Annotated in this window: 24 protein-coding genes; 19 read left to right on the top strand and 5 right to left on the bottom strand. The window is 45.2% G+C overall.

All coding sequences use genetic code 11. The annotated features are described in order from the left end of the window. Positions 1-224 precede the first annotated feature (224 nt). The 3 genes from CLV98_RS10255 to CLV98_RS10245 all read left to right on the top strand — a co-directional run bounded on the left by CLV98_RS10255 (position 225) and on the right by CLV98_RS10245 (position 5056). Positions 225-2516, top strand: coding sequence for a peptidylprolyl isomerase (locus CLV98_RS10255; RefSeq protein ID WP_109674222.1), 2292 nt, complete (start codon positions 225-227; stop codon positions 2514-2516). Positions 2517-2600: 84 nt separating this feature from the next. After that, a complete protein-coding gene (locus CLV98_RS10250) occupies positions 2601-3974 on the top strand; it encodes a peptidylprolyl isomerase (RefSeq protein WP_109674221.1) in 1374 nt (457 codons plus the stop codon). Positions 3975-4090: 116 nt separating this feature from the next. Then, positions 4091-5056 carry an AAA family ATPase gene (locus CLV98_RS10245; protein ID WP_109674220.1) on the top strand — a complete coding sequence of 322 codons (966 nt, stop codon included), beginning with the start codon at positions 4091-4093 and terminating at the stop codon, positions 5054-5056. Position 5057: 1 nt separating this feature from the next. Here the strand turns inward: CLV98_RS10245 and CLV98_RS10240 are convergent, their stop codons facing one another. Next, complete coding sequence (locus CLV98_RS10240) at positions 5058-5507, bottom strand: DUF305 domain-containing protein (RefSeq protein ID WP_109674219.1); 450 nt, start codon at positions 5505-5507, stop codon at positions 5058-5060. Between the two features lie 26 nt (positions 5508-5533). On the opposite strand from CLV98_RS10240, the gene CLV98_RS23435 reads away from it, so the two are divergent. The 6 genes from CLV98_RS23435 (at position 5534) to CLV98_RS10215 (ending at position 10429) form a co-directional block, all read left to right on the top strand. Further along, complete coding sequence (locus tag CLV98_RS23435) at positions 5534-5689, top strand: hypothetical protein (protein ID WP_158281228.1); 156 nt, start codon at positions 5534-5536, stop codon at positions 5687-5689. A gap of 36 nt (positions 5690-5725) precedes the next feature. Beyond that, complete coding sequence (locus CLV98_RS10235) at positions 5726-6142, top strand: response regulator (RefSeq protein ID WP_109674218.1); 417 nt, start codon at positions 5726-5728, stop codon at positions 6140-6142. Between the two features lie 11 nt (positions 6143-6153). Beyond that, the gene (locus tag CLV98_RS10230; RefSeq protein ID WP_109674217.1) at positions 6154-6615 is read left to right on the top strand and encodes a hypothetical protein; all 462 of its coding nucleotides are present in this window, start codon (positions 6154-6156) and stop codon (positions 6613-6615) included. Between the two features lie 251 nt (positions 6616-6866). Further along, the gene (locus CLV98_RS10225; RefSeq protein ID WP_109674216.1) at positions 6867-8849 is read left to right on the top strand and encodes a T9SS type B sorting domain-containing protein; all 1983 of its coding nucleotides are present in this window, start codon (positions 6867-6869) and stop codon (positions 8847-8849) included. A gap of 84 nt (positions 8850-8933) precedes the next feature. Further along, positions 8934-9380 carry a (4Fe-4S)-binding protein gene (locus CLV98_RS10220; protein WP_109674215.1) on the top strand — a complete coding sequence of 149 codons (447 nt, stop codon included), beginning with the start codon at positions 8934-8936 and terminating at the stop codon, positions 9378-9380. Between the two features lie 50 nt (positions 9381-9430). Next, a complete protein-coding gene (locus CLV98_RS10215; RefSeq protein WP_109674437.1) occupies positions 9431-10429 on the top strand; it encodes a 2-hydroxyacid dehydrogenase in 999 nt (332 codons plus the stop codon). Between the two features lie 142 nt (positions 10430-10571). On the opposite strand, the gene CLV98_RS10210 is transcribed toward CLV98_RS10215, so the two are convergent. Then, entirely contained in the window at positions 10572-11555 is a 984-nt protein-coding gene (locus CLV98_RS10210; RefSeq protein WP_109674214.1) for an acyl-ACP desaturase, read from the bottom strand. Positions 11556-11699: 144 nt separating this feature from the next. On the opposite strand from CLV98_RS10210, the gene CLV98_RS10205 reads away from it, so the two are divergent. Together CLV98_RS10205 and CLV98_RS10200 are read left to right on the top strand one after the other, a co-directional pair. Next, positions 11700-12476, top strand: a complete 777-nt coding sequence (locus CLV98_RS10205; RefSeq protein WP_109674213.1) for a lysophospholipid acyltransferase family protein — start codon at positions 11700-11702, stop codon at positions 12474-12476. 128 nt (positions 12477-12604) lie between these two features. Beyond that, entirely contained in the window at positions 12605-13012 is a 408-nt protein-coding gene (locus CLV98_RS10200; protein WP_109674212.1) for a hypothetical protein, read from the top strand. A 307-nt stretch (positions 13013-13319) separates the two neighbouring features. On the opposite strand, the gene CLV98_RS10195 is transcribed toward CLV98_RS10200, so the two are convergent. Next, on the bottom strand, positions 13320-14354 hold the full coding sequence (locus CLV98_RS10195) for a LacI family DNA-binding transcriptional regulator (protein WP_109674211.1): 1035 nt from the start codon (positions 14352-14354) through the stop codon (positions 13320-13322). Positions 14355-14498: 144 nt separating this feature from the next. Here CLV98_RS10195 and iolB point away from each other — a divergent pair, with 144 nt between their 5' ends. The 8 genes from iolB to iolE all read left to right on the top strand — a co-directional run bounded on the left by iolB (position 14499) and on the right by iolE (position 24543). After that, the gene (iolB, locus tag CLV98_RS10190; RefSeq protein WP_109674210.1) at positions 14499-15362 is read left to right on the top strand and encodes a 5-deoxy-glucuronate isomerase; all 864 of its coding nucleotides are present in this window, start codon (positions 14499-14501) and stop codon (positions 15360-15362) included. A 52-nt stretch (positions 15363-15414) separates the two neighbouring features. Then, a complete protein-coding gene (gene iolC, locus CLV98_RS10185) occupies positions 15415-16422 on the top strand; it encodes a 5-dehydro-2-deoxygluconokinase (RefSeq protein WP_109674209.1) in 1008 nt (335 codons plus the stop codon). 53 nt (positions 16423-16475) lie between these two features. After that, entirely contained in the window at positions 16476-17942 is a 1467-nt protein-coding gene (locus CLV98_RS10180; RefSeq protein ID WP_109674208.1) for a CoA-acylating methylmalonate-semialdehyde dehydrogenase, read from the top strand. Between the two features lie 53 nt (positions 17943-17995). Next, positions 17996-19027 (top strand): inositol 2-dehydrogenase, encoded by a 1032-nt coding sequence (iolG, locus tag CLV98_RS10175; RefSeq protein WP_109674207.1) that lies wholly within the window; start codon positions 17996-17998, stop codon positions 19025-19027. Between the two features lie 70 nt (positions 19028-19097). Continuing rightward, complete coding sequence (locus tag CLV98_RS10170; protein ID WP_109674206.1) at positions 19098-20711, top strand: sodium/sugar symporter; 1614 nt, start codon at positions 19098-19100, stop codon at positions 20709-20711. A 46-nt stretch (positions 20712-20757) separates the two neighbouring features. Further along, entirely contained in the window at positions 20758-21696 is a 939-nt protein-coding gene (locus CLV98_RS10165) for a class II fructose-bisphosphate aldolase (RefSeq protein ID WP_109674205.1), read from the top strand. Between the two features lie 66 nt (positions 21697-21762). Then, positions 21763-23628, top strand: a complete 1866-nt coding sequence (gene iolD / locus CLV98_RS10160) for a 3D-(3,5/4)-trihydroxycyclohexane-1,2-dione acylhydrolase (decyclizing) (RefSeq protein WP_109674204.1) — start codon at positions 21763-21765, stop codon at positions 23626-23628. A 12-nt stretch (positions 23629-23640) separates the two neighbouring features. Next, positions 23641-24543 (top strand): myo-inosose-2 dehydratase, encoded by a 903-nt coding sequence (gene iolE, locus CLV98_RS10155; RefSeq protein WP_109674203.1) that lies wholly within the window; start codon positions 23641-23643, stop codon positions 24541-24543. 200 nt (positions 24544-24743) lie between these two features. Here iolE and CLV98_RS10150 read toward each other — a convergent pair whose 3' ends face one another. Continuing rightward, a complete protein-coding gene (locus CLV98_RS10150; RefSeq protein WP_109674202.1) occupies positions 24744-25406 on the bottom strand; it encodes a Rossmann-fold NAD(P)-binding domain-containing protein in 663 nt (220 codons plus the stop codon). A gap of 359 nt (positions 25407-25765) precedes the next feature. Continuing rightward, entirely contained in the window at positions 25766-26347 is a 582-nt protein-coding gene (locus CLV98_RS10145) for a DJ-1/PfpI family protein (RefSeq protein ID WP_109674201.1), read from the bottom strand. Positions 26348-26561: the final 214 nt, after the last annotated feature.

Genomic DNA, 26561 nt, shown 5'->3' with positions numbered 1-26561 from the left:
TTACCATAAAATGATTGGAATCAATTTATCTATGAAAGTCGGAGTTTCATGAAATTAAAACGTTAAATTTCTGTTATACTAATCATTATACTAATCTGAAGGCTAGGTATGAAGCCAATAGGCCTAGAAGATGTCCTATGTCGGTGCTTTTAAACGAATAGGAAAGGAGCTAACTTTGTTTTTTTAGCTGTATAATTTAGTTACAGTGCATCAATATTCATGACATGTTAAAAAAAGCGTATTTATATATATCCATTCCTTTAGTAGTCTTGAACGCCTGCAAGAAGCCCGTTACGGTCTCCCAGGTGGTAGTTAAAAATATACCCGTTGTAGAAATAGGCAATGAGAAAATTCAATCCAGCGAATTTCTTCAATCCTATGAAGCTTACAAAACTACCGCAGACACATTACAAGATCTTACTGTAGAAGAGTATCTTCCTATTTTTACAGAAAACCGCTTAAAACTATATCAGGCCAAAGCCACCGGGCGCGACACTTCAGCCCAGTTTCGGGAGGAGATCGCATCCTATAGAAGCCAGCTGGCCAAAAATTACCTGAAAGATCAATCCCTGATCGATGAGCTATCGAAAGAGGCCTATGAGCGCATGAAATGGATGGTGAAGGCCTCACATATTCTTGTGGCCGTGGCGAGAGATGCCTCCCCTGCCGATACCCTCCGGGCCTATAGGGCTGCCATAGCTATGAAGGGGCGCTTAGAAGAAGGGGAAAACTTTGATGAAATGGCTACTCGATTCTCTAAAGACCCCACAGCAGCCCAAAACCACGGAAACTTAGGTTACTTTACCGCTTTTCAAATGGTGTACCCACTCGAAACTGCGGCTTATAGCACGCCGGTGGGCAAAATTTCCGACCCTATTCGTAGCAGGAATGGCTATCATCTTGTCAAAGTAATGGATCGGAAAGCTAACCCAGGCCACGTTCAGGTTAGTCATATTATGATCCGAACCGACTCTACCGACTCGGAGACGAAGCAGGAGATCATCAAGGCTCAGATCTACGACGCTTACAACAAGCTGCAAGAGGGAGCCCCTTGGACGGAGGTACTTCAAGCCTATACCGACGACAAGCAGTCTATAGGAAGAGATGGCCAATTGCCTGTTTTTGGAATAGGACAGATGGTCCCCGAAATAGAACAGACTGCCTTTTCTTTGTCCAAGATCGGTGCTTACTCTACCCCCATCAAAAGTATATATGGGTGGCATATTCTCAAACTAGTGGATAAAAAGAACCTGGGTTCGTATGAGGACATGCGCGCCTCCCTACAACAACGTGTGGTGACCGACAGCCGTGGAGATCACCTGGCGGCTCTTACGGCGGAGCGTCTACGGAAAAAATATACGCCTATCGAAGATCCAGAAGGCTGGAAGCAGGTGGCGACCTTAGCAGACACGAGCTTATTAAGAGGGCAGTGGGATTATTTGCGGGCCGTGAATAATGACTGGCAGTCGGTTAATCTATTCAATATAAAAGGAACTCCCTATCCCGCCCTCGATTTCCTACAAACTGTTAAGAAGAACCAGGTACCTGTAGATCTCACCAGCAGTCCGCTGGTTTTGATGCGTCGACTCTATAACGAATACCTCAACAACCGGCTCGCTACCTATGAAAGGGAACATTTGGAAGATACCAGCCCCGAATTCAAAGCCTTGATTTCGCGTACAAAAGAAGGCGTATTGCTGGCACAAATGATGGAGGAGCAGGTATGGCAACGGTCCTTGTCCGATTCGTTAGGGCAAGTGGCTACCTATAATAAAAACCCACAGAAATATCGTTACCCGGAAAGAGCTTATGGAAGGGTAATCCTCGCATCAGATCAGAATACCCTTGGCAATATCCAAGATCTATTGTCTCAAAAGCCCTTTTTACTAACAAGAAAAACCAAAGAGATACTCTTTGATAAACAAAAAGCGGAAATCACAGCCGATCATGCTTCCGCGCTGAAAGAGTTGGTGGTACTCCTAAAGACAAACCCCGATTACCTCGTAGAGGTAGCCGGATATCGTACCAGCGAAGAGGCGGAAAGGGCCTCTGCCGATAGAATCAGAAATGTGGTAAACCATCTGGTCGCCAATGACATTTCCATTTTACGAATTTTAGAAAAAGATTATGGCTCATTTAGACCTACAACCATCGTGGAACGAAATCGTCGAGTAGGTTTTCAGTTATATTCCAACTCCGTAGAGGACGTAGCCAAGGTATATAACCAGGACAACAGCCAACCCGTCACCATAGAAGAAAGGTACTTCACCAAGGATGACCCTTTAATGAAAGATGCGAAGTGGCAAAAGGGAATACAAACCAGCGCCCTAAGTACCGGCATAAGGTATATCGCAATCGATCGGATAGAAAGTGACCGCGTAAAGAAATTTACCGAAGCTAGGGGCAGTGTCATCAATGATTACCAGAAAGAGTTAGAAAAAAATTGGCTGGAAAAGCTAAAATCCCTGTATCCGGTGAAAGTCAATCAAGAAGAAGTACGGAAAATAGCACCATAAGATGTAATTTAGCATTTTGAGAGACTATGTTGCCACATAGCAGTGAGAACTAACGTATACGAACATAAAGGGAATCCAAATAAAATGAAATTATTGAACCAGCATCTATTCCGACTTCTGACATTACTTTTAGTGGGTATAAGTCAATTATCCATGGGACAAGGCCAACAAGGGGTAAGTTTAGATAAGATTATTGCACGCGTCGACAACCATTACATATTAAATTCCGACGTGGAGGATATGTACATGTCGTATGTATCTCAAGGACAATCTGCTCCTGACAAATGTCAGCTGTTAGAATCCTTAATCATTAATAAACTCTTGCTGGCCAAGGCCGAGATCGACTCTGTGATTGTGGAGGACGATGTGGTGAGTGGTGAGCTCGATGCAAAAATGGGCTATATGATTCAGCGATTTGGGTCTGAAAAGAATATCGTCGAAGCCTATGGAAAAAGCATCGATAATTTGAAATCGGAGCTACGCCAGCAAGTTAAGGAGCAGAAAATAGTAGAAAAAATGCAGCAAACGATCTCTGGAAACGTAAAAATTACGCCCAGTGAAGTTCGCAAGTTCTTTAACTCTATTCCAAAAGACAGCTTACCTTATATACCAGCGGAAGTAGAAATTGGAGAAATAGTCCGTTTAGGAAAAGTTACCAAGGAGCAAAAAAGCAAACTACGGAATCAACTTTTAGAACTAAAGCAACGTGCAGAAAAAGGGGAAGACTTTAGTATGCTAGCCCAAATATACTCTGAAGATTTGGGCTCTGCCAAGAACGGCGGCGATTTAGGATTTGCCAAACGTGGTGCCATGGTCCCTGAATATGAAGGAGCCGCATTGGCCCTGAAACCAGGAGAACTTTCGGATATTGTAGAGTCTCAATTCGGCTTTCACCTTATAAAACTCATAGAGACCCGTGGAGCAGAATATCACTCCAAACATATTCTTTTGAGGCCCGACTACAATAAAGGCGCCGACATGACCGACGCCATCAGAACATTGGACAGTCTGCGGGCATTAATAGAAATAGACAGTCTACAGTTTGCTAAAGCGGCCTTGGACAATTCTGAAGATAAGATGACGGCAGAAACCGGAGGACTCATTCAAGATATGAATACAGGATTGAGCCGACTGACTCTGGATGCCTCCATGGACCCAGCGCTATACTTCGCCATCGATACCATGAAAGTGGGGCAAATAAGTAGTCCGTTGTCCTATAGGACTAGCGATGGAGCCAGTGGGATGCGTATCTTATGGTTCAAGAGTAAGTCGGAGCCGCATACGGCTAACCTCCAAGACGACTATGAGAAAATATCTCAACTGGTGCTCAGCAACAAACGTAATAATGCCCTGGAAGAATGGTTTAAGAAAGCACAAGGTGATGTATATATCAGTGTAGAACCAGAATACAAGAATTGTAAGGTATTAGGACTTCTGCAAGAAGGGCAAAATCTATGATACTGAATTGATAATAAAAAAGAGCCATTTAATATTCCATATTAATGGCTCTTTTTTATTGGGCTTTCCTGTAATTTACCTTAAATTAGTTTTCACAAACTTAAAAGTTTACATACATGGTAAATTCGTCTTCCGATGTAGAAGCGGCAGCAGCGATGAAAATCGCATATGATAAAATTAATAGGGAAATAAGCCAGGTTATTGTGGGGCAAGAGGCGGTTATTAAAAGCCTACTCACTGCCATCTTTTGTCAAGGTCACTGCCTGTTAGTAGGGGTACCAGGACTCGCCAAAACCCTACTCATACAAACGATCGCCTCTTCTTTAGACCTGAACTTCAATAGGATTCAGTTTACCCCAGACTTAATGCCATCGGATATCCTAGGTTCGGAAACCTTGGACCAAAATCGAAATTTTAAGTTTATAAAAGGCCCAATATTCGCCAATATTATTCTGGCCGATGAAATAAATCGTACCCCGCCTAAAACTCAGTCCGCCCTACTGGAAGCGATGCAGGAATACTCGGTTACGATTGCCGGGGAAAGACATAATCTCCAGAAACCATTTTTTGTTTTAGCCACACAAAACCCCATCGAACAGGAAGGCACCTATCCCCTTCCGGAAGCCCAGCTCGACAGGTTCATGTTTATGATTCAGCTAGACTACCCCAGTTTTTTGGAGGAGGTTAGTATTGTTCGATCTACCACCAACGATGCCCGTCACAAGGTACAAGAGGTAGTAACAGCCGAGGAGATATTGAAATTCCAACACCTGGTTCGGCGGGTTCCCGTGACCGACCATGTTATTGAATATGCCGTAAAATTAGTCCACAAAACCCGACCTACGGGAGAGTTTGCTACCGAAAACACCAAACAATACCTGGAATGGGGAGCGGGACCACGTGCCTCTCAGGCCTTGATATTGGCCGCCAAATGTAACGCCATCCTATCGGGCAAATATTCTCCTGACATAGAAGACGTTCAGGAAGTGGCGCTGCCGGTCCTTCGGCATCGCATTATCCGTAACTTTAAGGCAGAGGCCGAGGGCATCTCAGTCGACAATATTATTGGTAGGCTTTTATAGCTTACTCTATCTCCTCTAGCAGGGATTTCATTTCGGCAATTTCTTGCTTTTGGGCTTTAATAATATCATCTGCAAGTTTTCTGACTTTAGGGTTCTGTATTTTGGCCGATTCACTGGTCAGAATGGCTGAAGAGTGATGGGGAATCATGGCCTTCATATACTGCACATCCGAAATAAAAACCTGCTTTCGCAGGCCTGTCAAAGCCAATACAAAAAAGAGAACGCTAGCGCTGATGATGATGAGATTGGTCTTGACATGCGTATACATTTTCGGCATCATCAGGATCATCATCACCGCCATGGGTGTTACCATTAGCAAGGTCATATATAGCCTGGTTAGACTAAAGTATATATGAGAAAATTGATCCACATTCAAAAACATCACGAGATACATCGTGATAAATGACAGGGACATCATTAGGGTGAATTTCAAATAACTCGTTCGTTTCATGTCGTATCGGTTTGGTAAATAAACCAATGGAGCAAAAAAACCAGGCCATATCCGCCCATCCTATGCTTCTAACCTCATTTTGCCTAAAATTCCGTGAAGGGGCCTCCCCTATGCTATCCGCTCATCTATTGGGGAGCTATCGGGAATTGTGGTGGCCCACTTTCCTCGACGGCGACGGGTAGTCAAAGGCAAGGTATAGTTTTTTTATCTTCGCTATTATGGAAAATACGATTACATGCTTGCTTGTCGATGACGATATCGATGACCAGGAAATATTTTATATGGCCCTTGCAGACACCGCTTTACCCGTAAATTACTTTGCGGTTCGGGACTATTATGAAGCCATTGCGATGCTTAACGATTCGAGGATGGGTATCCCCGACTTTGTGTTTATTGACTGGAACCTTTCCAATATGTGTGGAAAAGATTGCCTAGTGCTATTCCAACAAATCCCAAAAATGAAAGATTGTCAATATATCATTCAAAGTGGGGTCTTACCGATGGACTGGGAAAATATAGCTCAAAATCTAAGTTGTCGGTTTATACAAAAATCTGGCTCGATAGCACAATTTTCGAATCAAGTGAAATCAATATTGGAATCTTCCCCAGAAAGACTCAAATTTGCTAGTCATTAAATTATTCTTTTATGCCTAATCAATGGAAGTATTTTAATAAAATCGGCTGTTTGGTTTTGATATTTCTTACTTCTTGCCGTGCATCAACGGAAGAAAGTGCTCCTCCCGAGATCAGTACAGAACCTGTATCGCAAATAGCTAAATATTGTTATGCTTCTTTTGCAAATAAGGATTCCATAGTACTTAATTCACGCATCAACGGTGATAGCCTTATCGGTACTTTGGCCTATAATGGATCCAAAAAGGAAAATAATAACGGACCTTATTTGGCTTCAATTCATGGTGATACCATTATTGGAATATTTAATACTAGGCCGAAGGGGACTTTGCGCCAGGTCGTTTTTTTACTAAAAGACAACCACCTCATAGAGGGAATTGGAGAGACGATTAAAAGTAATGGCCAGACCGTTTTCAAGGATATTAGTAGCTTAAAATTCTCCGGAACGGCTCTTAAGCCAACCAATTGTAACTAAATAGACCCTAAAAATAAAGGCTTCCATTTCGCAGGTCATGGAGAATCGTCTTCTTGAAAAAATAGACTTAGACAGTAAACTAAGATTACGCCTTACTTTATTTGGTAAACATCCCACTATTCCCAAGAGCTTTCTAATTCTAAAAAATTTCGACTTTATTCAATTTCTCTAATATTCCTTGTAATTTTAGCATAACTGAGGATCTATTTTACGGATCTCAGAGCGCTTTGGCGTTACAAAAAGAGGAATAAATGATAAATCTATACATCCGTCTTGGTCTATTATTAATTCTTTCGGTTTCATCGGGCTGGGCACAAAGCTTGGCCGACACCTATCGTCTGATGGGCAACTTCGAAGTCGACAGCCCCGCCTGTGGCAACGAACTGGCGGCCGTGCGAACTTCTAATGGATGCAATAATTTTTCGAGCTCCGGCCAGTTTGTAGAACAGATGGTTTCCTGCAATACCCAACGTAAAGTGTACAATTTGTTTTCAGACAACAGCCTCCTTTACGATAATTCTAATGGTCTTATTGGAAAAACCTACACCATTCAGTTTCTCGTCAGCAACAGTGCCTGGCCTATTAATCGCGCTCCTGTATTAGATTTTTCTCAGGGAAACAGCACTTCTGGTATTCATTATAAGCGCCTAGGGGGCGGTGATCAGGCCTGTTTGTCCCTCGACGACGCCAACTTTAGCAATTGCATCCCCCTAAACCTTAACGAGTACTACCTCATTTCTATTACCAGAAATGACGTAACAGGGCTCGTGGAACTTTACGTCAATGACCAACTTGTGGCCTCAAAACAGGATCCTTCAGGACTGTATTGCGCTAAAGCAGGGGCCTCAATCCGTTTATATGGCAATTCGAGTAAGAGTACTTGTGAATCCGCTTCCGCATATTTTGCCTTTTTGTCTTTCGCCAATACTTATCGGACGGGCACCGAGCTGGCTGATCGTTATCTTCAAGCCTGTAGCTTCATTCATGACAACCCCAATGCTGATTTCTCCATCGACCCGGGTAATAGCTGTAAAGATGGAAAGGCTACAATTCAGTACACGGGGACATTGCCCATGGACTCCCCCTATGCGCTGGAATGGGACTTCGATGGCGCGCAGGTTTTGAATGGAACCGGACGAGGTCCTATTGACATTCAATGGTCCACGGCAGGTACAAAAAATGTTAAGCTATCGATTGTCAATAAGGCATGTAGCCAGACATTGGATAATATTAAAAGCCCTATCGTATCACTGCCCAGCATCGAGATCGATCAGAATATCACCGGTTGTAGTCCAATCCAAAACGTACTTATTCGAGTAAAAGATGGTGCCCCGCCCTACCAATATGCTTTAAACTCGGGGGCCTATCGGTCCGACCCTTCTTTTTCTCTACCTCAAGGGATCCATAGTTTTTACATAAAGGATACTAATGGCTGCATACGTGACACCTCCGTTACCGTAACTGGTCGTAATATCAAAGTGGAGAGTCTACCGGACACCACCATTTGCGAGGGCCAAACCATTACCCTACTCACTACCAGCGATGGGAGCTCCTTCGTATGGTCCCCCAATAGCAACATAGACCATATTGGCATTCAGAGCCCTACGGTAACCCCACAGGCTTCTACGAGCTATATTGTTCACGCTAAGTCGGTAGATAGCGTCACGGGGGATGACTGTGAGGCTACGGATACCGTAAGGGTAACGGTACTTCCCCGACCCCAGCTGAAGGTCACACCAGGCCAAATCATAGAGCCCAATAATCCTTTTCAATTGAGTGCTACCGTCTCGAATGCTACTGGGGTAACTTTTGCGTGGACGCCTCCTAATGGGCTTGATGACCCTACCTCTCCTACTCCAACCGCCACTTTAGACCAAGACCAAAAGTATAGGGTGGTAGCAGCGAATGTAAATGGATGCTCAGAGGACGCTACCGTATACTTACAGATAAACAAACGAATGAATTTAAAATTCCCAGAAGCTTTTTCACCCAATGGCGATGGTATCAACGACCACTTGCTGCCCATCTACGATCCGACAATTACCCTCAAACATATGAGGATATATGGCCGCTGGGGAGCGCCTATCTTCGAAAGCAACACGCCCTTATCGGGTTGGAATGGCCTGGTGGCCCAGTCGCCTGCGGAATCGGGCACCTATCAATGGGTACTCGAAGGCGAGCTCCCCAGTGGGGAGTCGGTGCGGCAAACAGGTACCCTTCTACTTTTAAGGTAGGGGTAAATTTCTGATCCATAGATTTCTCATTCCCACAAATTCTAAGTAGATTTTGGTATTGTTACCACACTTAGCCTTTACGCCATGTCCGAAATTGTCAAAAAGTACAGCAATGGAGAAATGACCATTATATGGAAACCCGCATTATGCATCCATTCGCGCATATGCTGGCAAAAGACGGGTAGCCTACCGGAAGTTTTTAACCCGGCCGAAAAGCCCTGGATCAAACCCGACGCCGCTCCCACCGAACGTATTGCAGAGCAAATAAAACGTTGTCCATCTGGGGCCTTGAGTTATGAAGTGAACACCGAGCAGCCTCCAGAAGCGTTATCGGAGCAGACAGCCCAACCTACCGTCATTGATGTAACAGCGAATGGACCTCTGCTCATTTACGGTAGTCTGACTGTAAGAGAAAGTACAGGGGAGGAATCTCACAAAACTAAGGTTACGGCCTTTTGTCGTTGTGGGCACTCGGCTCACAAGCCTTACTGTGATGGCTCCCATATCGCAGCCTCATTCCAAGATTCTTAAACCTATCTAAGGTTTTGGCCTATAGTATTTATTCCTTTAATGATTACCTTATGCAAATCGCGTTTTTCAATACCAAATCTTACGACAAGACCTATTTTAACCAATCTACCTTTCTTAAAAACCATCAAATCACTTATTTCGAGGTCCCCCTCAACCTTCAAACTGCTAAATTGGCAGAAGGTTTCGATGGGGTATGCGTTTTTGTAAACGACGTTCTGGACGAAGCAACGCTCAAAAAACTTGCCGGTATTGGAGTAAAAATCATTGCCCTTCGTTGCGCAGGCTTCAATAACGTGGATCTTGAAGCGGCCCACCGGCTCAGCCTACCCGTTGTGCGCGTGCCGGCCTATTCACCTGAATCCGTTGCTGAGCATGCCGTAGCATTAATCCTTACCCTCAACCGAAAGACACACCGTGCTTATAACCGAGTAAGGGAGGGAAACTTTTCAATTGAACATCTTACTGGATTTAATTTGTTTAATAAAACCATTGGGGTGATAGGAACGGGACTGATTGGTGCTAGCTTTTGCAAGATCATGCTCGGTTTTGGTTGTAAAGTCCTCGCATATGACATTCAAGAAAACCCATCACTCGTCGCTGAAGGGGTAAGCTATACGAGCTTGAGAGAACTCTTCGCCCAAACGGATGTGCTCTCCTTACACTGCCCTTTAATACCCGCTACCACGCACCTAATCAACGCCGAGACCATCTCACAAATGAAACCCGGTGTCATGATTATCAATACGAGTAGAGGAGGATTGGTAGACACCAAAGCGGCGATAGAAGGCCTAAAAACTGGACAGATAGGATACCTAGGAATCGATGTATACGAGCAGGAGGCCAATTTATTCTTTAAGGACCATGCCGACAACGTCATTCAGGACGACGTCATAGCTAGGCTGATCTCCTTCCCTAATGTACTTGTAACGGGCCATTTGGGCTTCTTCACCCAGGAGGCCTTAGAGGAAATTGCCCATATTACCCTCCAAAACCTTACAGAATTTGAAGAGCACATACCCCTTACCAACCAAGTAAAATTGCCTAAATAACCTATCAATAGGAATAGCCACCGAACTTGGTGCAAAAACACCCTATCGGAAGGCTTCTCGATGTCTTACCTATAAAAAAGCCACTATCAATTTATAAGTCGAGACTTATAAATTGATAGTGGCTTCCCTGATAAACCAAAAATTACTTGATCCAGCTAAACTCGTAGCTCAGTTCAGGAACACGGGTACGGTCGGCAATTCGGCGTAAACGAGCCGGCAGAGCCATTAAATAGTCCCTTCCCTTTTCGGCTTGCGTATTAATATCTCTCACCGACTCTATATTCCACTCCTGAAGCAAAGACTCCAAAATTTCGATATAGTCGATGGTCGTATAAACCCCCAGACGTTGGGCTGCATCTGAAAAATGCGAGAACGTGCTTCCCATTTTGGTTCCCGTTTCACGAAGGAAATGAGCGGGCATCACAATCTTCTTCCGCATCATATCTTCCAAAGCCAAGATGAGCTCCGAAGGGTCTACGGCCAAAATTCGGCTCACAAAGGATTTATAGGCCTTCGCATGACGCATTTCGTCCGCTGCAATCACCCCGCAAATCTTAGATAAATGTGGATTGCCAAATTTCTTAGCCAAGGACGCGGTACGACGGTGCGAAACGTTGGTGGCTAGCTCTTGAAAAGAAGTATAGATAAAGTTACGATAAGGATCCCTATCAGTGCCAATATCGAAGCCATCGGCTATCAGATACTGTGTGGATACCTCCATGGCCCGCATGTTTACCCGGCCCGACAAGTACAAATAACGGTTCAAAAGATCGCCATGTCGATTCTCCTCAGCCGTCCATGCACGTACCCAGCGCATCCAACCATTGGGCTCATGAACTTGGTCTACGCCTACCACCGACGACAACCACGACTCATAAGTAGGAAGGGCCTCCTCGGTAATGGTATCGCCAATCAGTACGGCAATATAATCATAAGGCAAGTCGCGACAGCTCTCCTGCAACAACTTCACTTCCTTTATAAAGTCTTCGTCGGCTGAGTCTGGTAAAAAATCAGAAGGTTGCCAATTCTCCTCTATAGGCTTTAAATAATCTGCTATAAGACCGTCTAGGTCCTTCCCTACGTGTTGCATTACTTCAAGACGTACGGCTGAAAGTGCGGTGTCCATTAATTAGTCTGTTTAAATTCCATTTACAGTAATACAAAGTACGGTAATAAAATGTAAGTATTTATATGACTTTTCTCATTTATAGCCTCTCATATATTTATTATCCCCATAGTTTTGGCTTATTTTTGCAAAAAATAAAGAAGAATGAAAAAAATAATCGACTATCTGCTCAGTAGCATATACCTTGTCTATTTTTTATTAACGATTTTAATTTTCCATCCTATTCAATGGGTGGCATTTAATATTTTCGGAAAGAAAGCCCATAAAGTTACCGTCGACTATCTCAATTTTTTCATCAACTTTGGCTTACACCTCACTGGAGCGCGTATCACATTCGATATGCGCGCTAAAATCCCCGAAAATCGGCCCCTCATTGTCCTGGCCAACCACCAAAGCATGTTCGATATTTCGGGTATGACTTGGTTTTTCAGGAAATACCATCCTCGTTTTGTATCAAAAATCGAGCTAGCTAAAGGCATCCCTAGTATTTCCTATAACTTACGCCATGGTGGGTCGGCGCTTATTAACCGAAAAGAAGGCAAAAAGGCTATTATTGAGATTGCCAAGCTGGGTGCGCTTATTCAGCAAGAAAAAACCGTAGCCATGATATTTCCCGAAGGAACTAGGTCGGCCTCGGGAATCATGAAGTCCTTTCAACCTGGCGGTGTGGCCACTTTACTCAAAAAAGCGCCTGACGCTCTCATTATTCCCATGGCCATTACGGGAACGGGGCAACTTAACCCCAAAGGGTATTTCCCTTTACGCTCTTTTACAGCTCTGAGTTGGACGGCCCTACCCGCCATAGAACCTCAAGGCAAAACGTTGGAAGAAATACTTTCCCTCTCTCAGGACTCCATTCAGCGGGTTCTGGATGAAAAAAAATCGAAACACAACTACTCCACCTTAACTCCTTCAGTATAAATAACTTTCCTAACCTTACTTTTTTACCGTAAGGCCTACTACCACTTTGCTTAACAATCGTTAACAAGCAACACTTAAACCCATCATGGCATTGGTGCTCTAACCTTCGAATTTAACCAATATTAGCCATGAAAAAGATACTTATTGTTGCCATCCTATTCGCCTTTGGACTCACTTCCGTTCAAGCTCAAAACTACCCTCAATACGACCGTTATAGTTCTTATAACGATCCTTACCACAAAAAAAATGACCGTCGAAGCACTGAAATTGATCGGCTGCAATTCGAGGTAAAGAAAGGAATAGAAACGGGGGTTCGTCGACGTGCCCTATCCCCCAGGGAAGCCTCCCATCTTCAAAACGAATATAGAAGAATTGCGGCCTTAGAAAGGAAATACAGTAACCGAGGTCGCCTTTCCAACAGAGAGACCCGCATCCTTAAAGATAAACTGTTGAGGCTGATGGCCGATACCCAACGACTATCCAAGGATTATCGAAACTCAAGAGCTGGTGGTCAATATGGTCGTTCCCGTTATTGATTGAAGAACTGTAGGTTTAGGGTAATACTTAAAGCATCTTTCCGCTTGGGGAGATGCTTTTTATTATTGATAACTCATTAATTGGCCAAACGAATATACTTTCCCGTCTCACCTAAGTTGGAACTAACGATCGCCCTACAATAATGACGCCCGTAGGATAGGCGTTTTATCAAAAAACAAGGTTGCTAACCACTCTAACCCTAGAATTGTAAAAATACTGGAAGCTTATCTGAAGTTGTAGTGTTAGCCAAACGATGGAAAACCTCCATGAATATTTCAATGCAAGCAATAATAATTCTCGCCCAAATTAACTTAATCTGAGCGTCGACTCACGAATGATCAATTCTGCAGGCAAGACAATATTTTCATGCCTAAAATCCTCTGAGGCATTCAACTGGTTAAGGAAGAGTCGGGAGGCCTCCATGCCAATCTTCCTCCCTGGTCGGCCTACTGTAGTGAGAGAAGGATAAGTATAGGCCGTAATCGGGGAATTATCAAAGCCAACCAAGCCAATGTCTTGAGGTATGCGCAATCCACGGTCCTTGGCCACGCGCATCGCTCCAATGGCCACCTGATCGTTCACACCAAAGATGGCATCTGGAGGCAAGGGTAGGTCTAGCAATCGTTTGGTAGGGACAATAGCACTTTCCACTTTGAAATTTGTATTGATTATAAGTTCTTCTGAAATGTCTAAATTATACTTTCGGAGACAGTCGATATAGCCTTTAAACCTTTGCTCTGTTACCGTAAGTCCATTTGGTCCTTTCAGATGGGCGATGTGGCGATAGCCCATCTGTATGAGATGCTCCACAGCGGCAAAGGCGCCATGATAATCGTCTACAGTAGCCCTGCTGGTTTCGAAGGTCTCGTATTCCCGATCTATAAATATTAATGGAGTATGTCGCTGGTTTACCTGCTCAAGGTGTTCATAATAGCCCGCATCGTAGGTTTCCTGAGCCACAGACAGGAAGATGCCTTCTATACGGTTAGACAGTAGCTTTGTCAGGTATTCCTTTTCCAACAAATAGTTTTCGTTGGTCACACAGATATTGAGTGTATAACCCAAAGGTTGCAAAACGGCATGAAGCCCCTCTATTACCGCCGTTTCATAATAATGGCCAATGGATGGTACCACAACACCTAAGGTTGCCGTTTTTTTATTGAGCAGGCTTAACGAAACTTCATTTTTCTGATAGCCAACCTCTAGGGCATATTCCTTGATATTGCGCCGGGTGTCCTCGTTAATGGCCGGGTGATCGTTTAAAGCACGAGACACCGTCGATGGAGAGCAATGGAAACGTTTGGCAATATCCTTGATGGTGATGGGGCGGGCGGAAGTCATTAAATGGTATGATTACAAGTTTTAATTATACATATCCGCAAACGTTTGAAGCATTATTTCAAACGTTTGCATAGGATATTAACATATTTATATTTTGTATTTAATTTATACAAACCTATACTTGTATGAATTAAATACGAAAAGATGAGCAAGTTACTCGTTAAACCACGAAGAGAATCCAAAACCTATCATCATCTTACGAGTCAAGATGCCGGATGGGAACACCTTAATTTCGAAGCCAAGGTACTCGATTATGGTGAACAAATTAAACTAAATTCTAGAGAATTCGAATATTGTATTGTACTACTTGGCGGCAACTTTCAGGTAAACGCTCAGGGACAATCCTGGGAAACCGGCAACGGTCGTAAAGACGTATTTAGTGGGATAGGACATGCCATGTATATTTCACGTCGTACCGACTTTGTATTGACGTCTCAACAGGATGGCACCGACATTGCCATTTGTAGGGTAAAGTCGGACCAGGATCATCCCCCACAAATGAAGCGTCCCGAGGAGGCAGCGATTGAATTCCGAGGTGGTGATAATGCCAACAGGCAAATCAACAGTTTGCTGGAGCCTGGCTTCGACTGTCATAAAATTGTATGTGTTGAAGTATACACCCCTTCCGGTAATTGGAGTTCTTTCCCAGCCCACAAACACGATGAGCGAAAACTAGACGAAGCAGGCAAGCTCTTGGAAGCCAACCTGGAAGAAATTTATTTTTATAAAATTGACAAACCACAGGGATATGCCATTCAACAGGTATATACCGACGACCGTTCCTTGGACGAAATTGTAAGGGTACAAAACAATGAGGCAGTATTGATTCCTAAGGGCTATCATCCAGTTGTAGCGGGGCACGGATACAATGTTTATTATCTGAATTTCCTGGCCGGTAGTGATCAATCCCTTGCCAACACCACCGATCCCGACCATGAATGGATATATGGTACCTGGAAGGGTTCCGACCCCAGGCTACCTTTGGTCACGGCCGAAATGAACGGCTAATCATATATTCAACGAGGACCTTACCGATTGAGCAGCTTTCAACCTATTTACTATGTCAAATTACGATTTACTCACTTTGGGCCGTTCATCCATAGATCTATATTCAGCCAATGTTGGGTCGCCATTTGAAGAAATTAAGGCCTTTAATGCCTTTGTAGGGGGCTGCCCCCTCAACATAGCAACTGGCAGCCAACGACTTGGCCTAAAAACCGCCATACTCACCGGGGTCGGAAACGATCAGGTAGGCCTTTTTATCCGGCACTTTTTAGAGCAGGAAGGTATAGCTACCCAGTGGGTGCCAGTCATCGATGGCACCAGAAGTTCGGCCGTAATATTGGGCATAGAACCTCCCGACAAATTCCCCCTGGTCTATTACAGAGACAACTGTGCCGATATCAATTTGTCCCTGGACCATGTCGCCGCTTTACCTTTTGCGTCTTTTCGGGCGGCCGTGTTTTCGGGAACGGCCTTCAGTAAAGACCCCAGCCGGACGGCCATGTTCTATGCCCTCGAGCAAGCACAAAAGAACAAGGTAACCTGCATTTTAGACATCGATTTCAGGGCCGACCAATGGTTCGACCCTCGGGCATTCGGCGTTACGCTGCGGGCCGCCTTAGGGAAATTCAATGTTGTGGTGGGTACAGAAGAAGAAATATTAGCCACCTACCTGACCGATCAGGGCCAATTACTAATCCGGAATCAGCAAATTTCTGCTCCTGAAATCCAAGGGAATATCGACCAGGCTATTGACGAGATCATGCTAGTCGGGGTGGAGACGTTAGTCGTAAAAAGAGGAAAAGAAGGAGCTTCCATCTTTCAACCTGGGCAGCCAGAAATAAAAGTCCCAGGGTTTCCGGTAGAAGTGCTCAATGTACTCGGTGCCGGCGACGCCTTCTGCGCGGGCTTTTCCTATGGACTACTCAACGGATGGAGTCTTTTTAAAAGTGTACGGATGGGGAATGCATGTGGGGCCATCATCGTAACCCGCGAAGGCTGTGCCAACTTTATGCCCACCTATGACGAGGTAATGACCTTTGTAGACCACCGGGGAGGGCTTTAAGCCCCATGTGATTATAACCTATAAAAACACGAGTACTTGAAAGACCTTAAAAAATGGAAAAATTACAAAATTACATCAATGGCCAATGGGTAGAAAGCCATTCGGATGAGACTACCCTCGTGCTCAACCCCGCAACACAAGAGCCCCTTGCCAAAGTGCCAAAAGGCCAGGCTAGTGATGTATCGGCCGCTGCTGAGGCCGCACTACAAGGCTTTCATGAATGGAAATCCACCCCTGTTTCTAAAAGAATCCAATATTTATTCAAACTGAAGACGATACTAGAAGACAACCTCGACGATATATCGCGGACCATCGTGCTGGAATCGGGAAAGACGTACCTTGAGGCCAGGGCTGAAATGATACGGGCCATCGAAAATGTAGAAAATGCCTGCGGCATGCCTACATTGATGCAAGGAGAGTTTTCAGAAGACATCGCCAAAGGCATTGACGAATATATGATCCGACAACCCCTAGGGGTATGTGCCTGCATTGCACCTTTCAACTTCCCGGGTATGATCACCTTTTGGTTTCTCCCGTATGCACTGGCCTGCGGCAACAGCTATATCATAAAGCCTTCGGAAAAGACACCGATGACCATGACAAAAATTGTACGGCTGATGGAGCAACTCGATCTGCCACAGGGCGTAGTGGGCTTGGTACAAGGGAGTCGTGAGGTGGTGGATGCCCTCCTCGAACATCCGATTATCAAGGGAATTAGTTTTGTAGGCTCATCGGCCGTAGCCCAGTATGTTTATTCAAAGGGAGCCTCCCATGGCAAACGGGTACAGGCTCAGGGAGGTGCAAAAAACCCGGTAATCATATTGCCCGATGCCGACATAGACATGACCACCCAAATTGTGATCGATAGCGTATATGGTTGCGCAGGTCAACGTTGCTTGGCGGCTTCTACTATCGTAACCGTAGGGGCCCACCAAGATATCACTGAAAGCCTAGTAGAAACGGTAAAGACCAGAAAAACTGGATTTGGCCTCGACTCGGACGTGCAAATGGGGCCCGTTATTTCAACAGACAGCAAAAAACGAATCAATGAATTGATTGACCATGGCCTGCACGAGGGTGGTAAACTTCTGGTCGATGGCCGAAAGGGTCAGGTGGAAGGCTACGAAAGTGGAAACTTCATTATGCCTACCGTGATAGAAGACATCCCCTTAGATGGGCTACTAGCACAGACAGAAATTTTTGGCCCTGTATTAAGCCTCGTCCACATGAACACCACCGATGAAGCAATAGCTTACATCAACAGCAATCGATATGGAAATATGGCTTGTGTCTTTACCAGCAGCGGCCTCAATGCCCGCAAATTCCGCCATGAGGCCGAAGCTGGAAACATAGGCATCAATATCGGCGTCGCCGCACCAGTGGCCCAATTCCCGTTTTCGGGCTGGAAGGATAGCTTCTATGGGGATCTGCATGGACAGGGCAAGCATGCCGTGGAGTTCTTTACACAGACCAAAGTGGTTGTTGAAAGATGGCTAAAAGAATGGAGTCGGAAATTTTAGATTGAATCAGCTATCTGTCGTTGACCTTGTCGTTGACCTATTTCATAAAACCTATGTGTAAAAAATTAAAAATCGGCGTGATTGGTCTTGGACGGATCGGCCAGATCCACCTGGCCAATTTATGTCGCCACATGCCTGAAACAGAAGTGGTAATAGCATCGGACCTATCGGTTTCGACCCATGACATCGCCAGGAACATGGGCGTTCAAAACCTGTCCACCGATGCCTCTGAGGTCATTGATCATCCCGATGTTGAAGCGGTGATCATCTGCTCCCCCACCTCTTCTCATGTGCCATACACGATAGCCGCCGCCAAGCAAAACAAACATATCTTCTGTGAGAAACCATTAGATATATCCCTTTCAGGAATTCAGCAGACCCAAAAGGTTGTAGAGGCTCATGGTGTGAAACTGATGTTAGGTTTCAATCGGCGTTTCGATGCAAACTTTAACCAGGTACGCGAATCAGTCCTGTCGGGAAGAGTCGGTCAGCCTCATATTCTTCGTATTACAAGCCGTGACCCTTCACCTCCACCTATTTCCTATCTTAAGAAGTCTGGAGGGATTTTCCTGGATATGTCCATACATGACTTTGATATGGCCCGGTTTATCGTTGGCAGCGAGGTAATGGAAGTCTATGTCAAAGGAGACGCTTTGATACAGCCAGAAATTAAGGAATTCGGAGACATTGATACGGCGATTATAGTCCTAACCTTCGAGAACGGAGCCATGGCAGTCATCGATAATAGCCGGAAAGCAGTTTATGGCTATGACCAGAGATTAGAAATTTTTGGATCGAAAGGAATGGCTAAGGCCGAAAATAATACACCACATAATACCCAATTTTACGCTGAAACAGGGATTCATGGAGCACCTCCATTACACTTTTTTTTAGAAAGATACCAACAAGCATATCGAACTTGTCTAGAAACTTTTGTAGCTTGTATTACAAAAGATTATCCATCTCCAATAGATTGTCAGGACGGACTGATGGCAACAGCCATTGGCATAGCCGCCATGAAATCTTTGTCAGAGAATCGACCTGTCAAAATGCAGGAGGTACTCGAATCCATCCCATCTATCTGAATCACAGATTAGATGTCAAAGGCTAACTTAAAAAAAGTGTAACTCCTCCCTCCAACTAAAAACAAACCCCATGGATCAAACCGGTTTAGAATTTTTAGATTACATCGTATTCATTATTTACCTGATCGGTGTATCTGCTTATGGCTATTATATCTATAAGAAAAAGGCACCTAAAAATATAAATTCGACAGACTATTTTCTGGCTGAAGGGTCCTTAACCTTTTGGGCCATTGGGGCATCTATTATAGCCTCCAATATTTCCGCAGAGCACTTTATTGGCATGTCCGGGTCGGGTTTTGCTATAGGCTTGGCCATTTCATCCTATGAATGGATGGCCGCCGCTTCACTAATTGTCGTCGCCGTATTCATCTTACCGGTGTATTTGAAGAATAAGATATATACCATGCCCCAGTTTTTAAGGCAACGGTATAATCCGACGGTAGCCACAATAATGGCTATTTTTTGGCTACTGCTCTATGTTTTTGTAAACCTTACCTCCATTTTATACTTAGGAGCCTTGGCTTTAGAAGTCACAGCCGGGTTTGACTTCACCTATTCCATTTTTGGCTTAGGCTTATTCGCTATACTCATCACCGTTGGCGGCATGAAGGTGATTGGCTATACCGATGTGGTGCAGGTGGTGGTACTCATCATTGGAGGGCTCGCTACTACTTATTTAGCCTTAGATCTGGTATCTCAACATTTTGACCGTCCAGGTATATTTAATGCCTTAGGAGTCTTGAAGGAACAAGCCGACGACCATTTCCATATGATTTTACCCCGAGAAAGCCCCTATTACAAGGATCTTCCGGGCCTAAGCGTGCTGATAGGCGCCATGTGGATCAATAACCTGGCTTATTTTGGTTGTAATCAGTACATCATTCAAAGAAGCCTGGGAGCCAATTTAAAAACAGCAAGGAAAGGTATTCTTTTTGCCGCCGTATTGAAACTTTTGATTCCCATCATTGTGGTACTACCGGGCATAGCCGCTTACGTCTTATATCAAAACGGTATGTTTCAACAAGAAATGCTGGACCCCGATGGCATTATAAAACCCGACCATGCCTACCCCGTACTATTGAACCTACTACCAGCCGGACTGAAAGGAGTAGCCTTCGCCGCCCTTACAGCCGCCATTGTAGCCTCCCTTGCTGGAAAGGCCAATAGTATAGCCACCATCTTCACCTTGGATATTTACAAGCAGTATATCAATCCGTCGGCCTCCGAAAAACAATTGGTGAAAATTGGAAGATGGTCCATCTGGGCCGCCATGGCGATCGGGATGGCCATAGCGCCACAGCTAAGGGTATTAGAGCAGGCATATCAATTTATACAGGAGTATAGCAGTTTTATCACACCTGGTGTATTTGCCATTTTTATGTTTGGCATGTTCTGGAAGCGAACCACTTCCAGAGCCGCTCTTACGGCAGCAACCCTAACCATACCCCTCTCTACTGCGGGAAAATGGCTAGTACCCAACATTCCCTTTCTAGACCGAATGGGCATTATATTTTTGATATTAACCGCTGTTATAGTGGTCGTTACATTACTCGACCCCCATGGAAAGAATAATCCTAAAGGCCTGGAGATTGATCGAAGCATGTTCAGCCCGGGGAGAAGCTTTATGGTTGGGTCCATCCTACTTTGTGGTGTGCTGACCGCCCTGTATTCTATATTTTGGTAATGGATTGGCAGCAGGATTACCTATGTTCAATTAAAGCCGTAGTGAAATGCTATTAACAACAAAAGAGCTATTCGAAACCTGTTACGGACGCTATGCAGTGGCGGCGGTTAATGTGTTCTTTATGGAAGAAATCCATGCCCTTTTCTCTGCTGCGCAAAAAGCCCAGGCACCCTTTATCCTGCAAACAACCCCCTTTGCAAGAGAGTATGCCCATCCTACTATGCTTTTAAAAATGATTGAGGCGGCCGCCGAAATTTATCCCAATACCGTCTATGCCGTCCATATGGACCATGGCACCGAAACGCATATTCTAAATGCCCTGCAAACCGGGGGGTATAGTTCCGTCATGATCGATGCCTCCCACGACCCCTTTCCTACCAATGTCGCCCGGACTCAACTAATCGTTAAAAAGGCCCATGCCCTTGGAATCAGCGTAGAGGCTGAGCTAGGCGTATTGACCGGGGTTGAAGACGACCTTGTCGTAGATAAAACCCAATCTTTTTATACCGACCCCGATCAGGCTGTTGAGTTTGTAAGCGCCACCGGATGCGATAGCCTAGCAATAGCCATAGGAACCAGCCATGGGGCCTATAAGTTTTCGGGAGCACAAGGACTACAGATGGATATCTTACAAGAAATCCAAAATCGACTCCCAGGCTTCCCGCTGGTGTTGCATGGCGGATCCAACGTTAACCCGGAGGTCATACGAAGAATTAATGCAGCCGGTGGATGCCTTAGAACCGACTCCACCGGGGTACAGCAGCATGAAATACAGGCTGCCATCCCACTGGGTATCTGCAAGGTCAACATCGCTACCGACACGCGTCTCCTATGGACCATGGTTACCCGGGAGTTTTTTAGGGATCAACCCGAGGAATTTGCACCAACTACCCCGGGCAAAAACCTGATGAAAACTTATGAATCATTTATGATAGACAAGTTCCAACGCTTAGGAAGCACAGGCAGATCCGTCGATTTCAGATAATCCATCGACTTGCTTTCGCGAAAACCAAATAAACAGATCTATCCCAATATTAAACGCTCTTGTTTTATGACCATTAGACTCACCGTAGCACAAGCTACCATCAAATTCCTTAAACAGCAATACCTTGAAAGAGACGACATTGTGTCGCCTTATTTCGGTGGATGTTTCGGTATTTTCGGTCATGGAAATGTCGCTGGATTGGGTCAAGCTCTTAAAGAAAACCCTGACTTCCGCTATTTTCAATGCCGCAACGAACAATCCATGGTACATACTGCGGTAGCCTATGCCAAAGTTAAAAACCGACTGGGTGCCATGGTTTGCACGAGTTCCATAGGTCCTGGTGCCACCAATATGCTCACAGGAGCCGCCTTGGCCACCATTAATAGGCTGCCTGTCTTATTATTGCCCGGAGATATCTTCGCCACCAGGGAGCCAAACCCCGTCCTCCAACAGTTAGAAAGTGCATCTACCCAGGATATTTCAGTTAATGATTGTTTCAAGCCTGTCTCCAAATATTGGGATAGGATCAATAGACCCGAGCAACTGATATATTCTTTACCCGAGGTGATGCGGGTGCTAACTTCACAAGCGGAGATGGGGGCCGTAACCCTCTCCATGCCGCAGGACGTACAGGTACAGGCGTACGACTTCCCTGAAGCCTTATTTAAGAAACGCATTTGGAAAATTGCCCGCCCCCGACCCGACCTAAAACAACTTATTACCGCAGCCGAATGGATTAGAATGGCCCAAAAACCAGTCATTATTGCAGGGGGTGGGGCCATTTATAGCGACGCCTGTGCAGTGCTACATCAATTTGCCAGCAAAACGGGCATTCCAGTCGGTGAAACCTTTGCCGGCAAAGGTGCCGTTCGTTTCGACCAACCTTATAGCATTGGTGGGCTCGGAGCTACCGGCACCAAATATGCCATCGAAATCGCCAACGAAGCCGACCTGGTCATAGGAATTGGGACTCGGTACAGCGATTTCACGACGGCCTCGAAATCGATCTTTAAAAATCCAGCAGTACGGTTTATTAATATAAATATCAACGAATTAGACTCCTTTAAACATGCCGCCCTGCCACTTACCGCAGACGCCAAAGCGACTTTGGAAGAACTTTCCGTGCAGCTGAACGACTATGAGGTTGCATCAGCTTACAGAAAAAGGATCGGCGACATCAACAAGGCTTGGGACTTGGAAGTCACCAAAATCTATGAGGAAGGGAATGGCTCCGTCCCCCCCATCGACCAGGCGGTGGTGATAGGTGCGCTGAACACCTTTATGGACGATCGGGATGTGATGATCAATGCATCTGGAAGTGCCCCTGGTGACTTACACAAGTTATGGCGTGCCACAGACCCAAAAAACTTTCACTTAGAATATGGATATTCCTGTATGGGATACGAGATTGCAGCAGGCTTAGGGGCTAAAATGGCCGACCCAAGTAGGGAGGTGTATGTGCTTTGCGGGGATGGAGGCTATCTGATGAATAACCATGAAATCGTGACGGCCATCCAGGAAGGAATCAAGTTCACCATCTTGCTGCTAAATAATAACGGTTATGCCAGCATTGGTGGCCTCTCAGAGAGTATTGGCGGGGAAAGGTTCGGTACACGTTACCAATTTAGAGAAGGAGATACAGGACAACTTTCAGGCGATTTCCTCCCGGTCGATTTGGCTCAAAACGCGGAAAGTCTGGGTGCCATGGTGATCAGGACTACCGATAAAGATTCGTTGGACCAGGCCCTGGTACAAGCTAAACTCAACCCTCGAACCACCCTGATCTACATCGAAACCAACCTATATAGAACCGTCAAAGGATACCATGCCTGGTGGGAGGTTCCTGTGGCGGAGGTATCGACCTCAGCTGCTACCCAGGCTGCCTATAAAAGCTATCAGGAAAACAAAAAAACACAGAGAACATTCCTTTAACTGCTTAAAACCATGAACTTCAAAAACATACAATTGGGCATAGCGCCAATCAATTGGACCAACGATGACATGCCCGAATTGGGCGGTGAGAATACTTTTGAGCAGTGTGTTAGTGAAATGGCCCTGGCAGGATTTACAGGTTGCGAGGTGGGGAACAAGTTCCCAAAAGATCCCGATGTCCTAAAAAAGGCCCTCCATTTACGAGGACTACAGATATGCAATCAGTGGAATAGCTATGAGCTGACTACCCGGCCGCTCGATGAAAACATCCGGACCTTTAAAAAGCTGATCGATTTCCTAGAAACAATGGGTTCCAAGGTGATTGGTGGAGGCGAAACAGGCAATAGTTGCCAGGGCCAATGGGATGTTCCAATTTTTGAAGGAAAAGGACACCTGAAGTCCGACCTGGAGTGGAAGCGGTTCGCTTCAGGGCTTAATACCCTGGGTTCCTTGGCTCGGGAAAGAGGCATAAAGCTCGCCTTTCACCATCATATGGGCACCTGTATCCAGACTATCCAGGAAACCGACCGACTCCTTGAAGAAACCGATCCTGAACTGGTATTCCTCAACTACGATTGTGGACATTTCTATTTTGCTGGAGAAGATCCTGTAGCTGCCTTACAGAAATATATTCATCGCACGGCCCATATTCATCTAAAAGATATTAGACAAGGGGTTTTAAACAAGGTGCATCAAGAAAGATGGAGCTTTTTGAAAGCAGTTAAAAATGGCGTATTTACCGTGCCCGGTGATCCCGATGGCTGTATTGACTTCGAAGGGATATTTACTATAATTCGCAATAGCAATTATAGTGGTTGGATCGTGCTGGAAGCCGAACAAGACCCAGCTACCGCTAACCCACTGGAGTATGCCATAATGGCCCGTAATTTCTTTAAATCCCACACCGGAATCTAGCCTAGGAAGGATCATCGTTTCCATTCAGGTATAAGTAATGCTTTTACTATTGGAATCGAAGCACAAAGGGTAAACAACGATAACGAAACTCAGGGGCTACTCCATCGCTCGACAACCCTGCCAAAGAAAGAGCCCGCAGGTAGGAACGTGGAGGATATCCACGCTGAACACCAGCGGGCGATGCTTTTTATTGGTGTAGGCTAGTGGTACTTCATAAGTTCGTCGGACAAATGAATATACTTACCCTTATCCTCTTGTTTGGCAAATGCAAATAATGCCGCCGCAACCCGATCCGAGTCTATGGCCCTATACTTACGCAAGGGACCAAACAAAAATGGGTTGAGCATCCTTGCAAAAACCGTACTGATCTGCTCCCCTATTCGTTTCTCTTCGCGATCGCCCAATAATAAAGAGGGCCTTAATATATGCAGGCTGTCAAAATTCAAGTCCGCCAACTTTCGCTCCACTTCTCCCTTCACCTGATTATAGAAGATAGAAGAACCAATGTCGGCGCCCATGGCCGTAACAATTAAGAATTTTCGAGCTCCGTTGGCCTTCGATAAGCGGGCTATCTGTAAGGGATACTCCAAGTCTACCCGCTTAAAAGCTGGCTTCGAACCCGCCTTCTTGATGGTCGTCCCTAAGCAACAGAATACGTCTTGTCCCTGAATCTTTTGGGGATCGGGTTGCTCAAAATCATATAATACTTCTATAAGCTTATCGTGGGTAATCCCCAAACTTTTCCGGGTAAGCACCCTAACTTGCTGGTAATAGGGCGACTGGAGAAGTCGCGTAAGCAGTTGGCCACCTATTAATCCCGTAGCCCCTACCAAAAGCGCCGTCCTTGTTTCTATTGTTTCCATGGTCGTAGTGTTTAAAGTTGTAGGTGCCCCCCCTCTCCTATTTGAAATAGATAGTCGTAAGGGGCATGAATCCTGAACACAACAAACTAAATTGGCTTCCAATCCGTCGTCATCAAGACGGGTTCGTACTACTGTCGGCCATCGGCGGTCCGACTTTCCCCTATAACGTATAGCTAGCTGATGGCTGGGGGATCATTGCCGAAATTAAAAATACCTATACAGTACCCTTCGCGATACAGTCTAATATGTTCAAAATTTTTGGCAAAAACAACTACTAGGAACTACTTACAAAAAGCTTGCCTGGACCCTAAAAACAAAAACGGCTTAGAATTTTGAATTCCTAAGCCGTTTAACTGCATCTATAATCCGGAAATTTCTACCCCAAGTAATTTATAAAATTCCTTTAAGATAGCCGGGTGACCGGGCCAAGCCGGAGAGGTTACCAAATTGCCATCCACAATGGCCTGATCGGCCGGGATGTTTTTCCAGGTACCACCAGCCAATTCGATATCGGGCCCTACCGCCACATAAGCCGTAAGCGTCCGACCTTCCAGTACTCTGGCAGTCGTTAATATTTGAATACCATGGCAGATGGCCGCTACTGGCTTATTAGTTTCAAAGAAGTGTTGGGTGATTTCGATGATGCGTTTGTTAAGCCGGATGTATTCTGGGGCACGACCTCCACATACGTACAAACCGTCATAATCTTCAGGATTGACCTTATCGAAGTCGATATTAATAGCAAATTGATGCCCTGGAGTCTCTCGGTAGGTTTGGTCGCCTACAAAGTCATGAACGGCCGTGGGGACGGTATCACCACTCTTGCGGTCTGGGGCACAGGCATCTACCTCAAAACCCACCGATAATAGGGCCTGAAAAGGCACCATAGCCTCATAATCCTCCACATAATCTCCGGCAAGCATTAATATTTTCTTAGTCATTACATTTGGTTTTTAACATGGAACATGCCTCAAGTTAGTAATAATAACGGCAGAGCAGACAAATATTCAAGCAAAAAAAAGCACTTCACAATTTCTTAATACGTTCCACTTTTGGCTAATATACCAACCACCCCGCTTCAGTGACAAAAGAGTTCAACTACGGCCTCGCCTGGTACCCCCCTGCAGGTTCCCTTGGCATATTTATTGTGAGGCC

Origin of the sequence: Dyadobacter jejuensis (assembly GCF_003149085.1) — a bacterium.
Taxonomy (GTDB): Bacteria; Bacteroidota; Bacteroidia; order Cytophagales; family Spirosomataceae; genus Dyadobacter; species Dyadobacter jejuensis.
The sequence above is the reverse complement of the archived record's forward strand: the minus strand, read 5'-3'. Positions and strand labels throughout refer to the sequence as shown.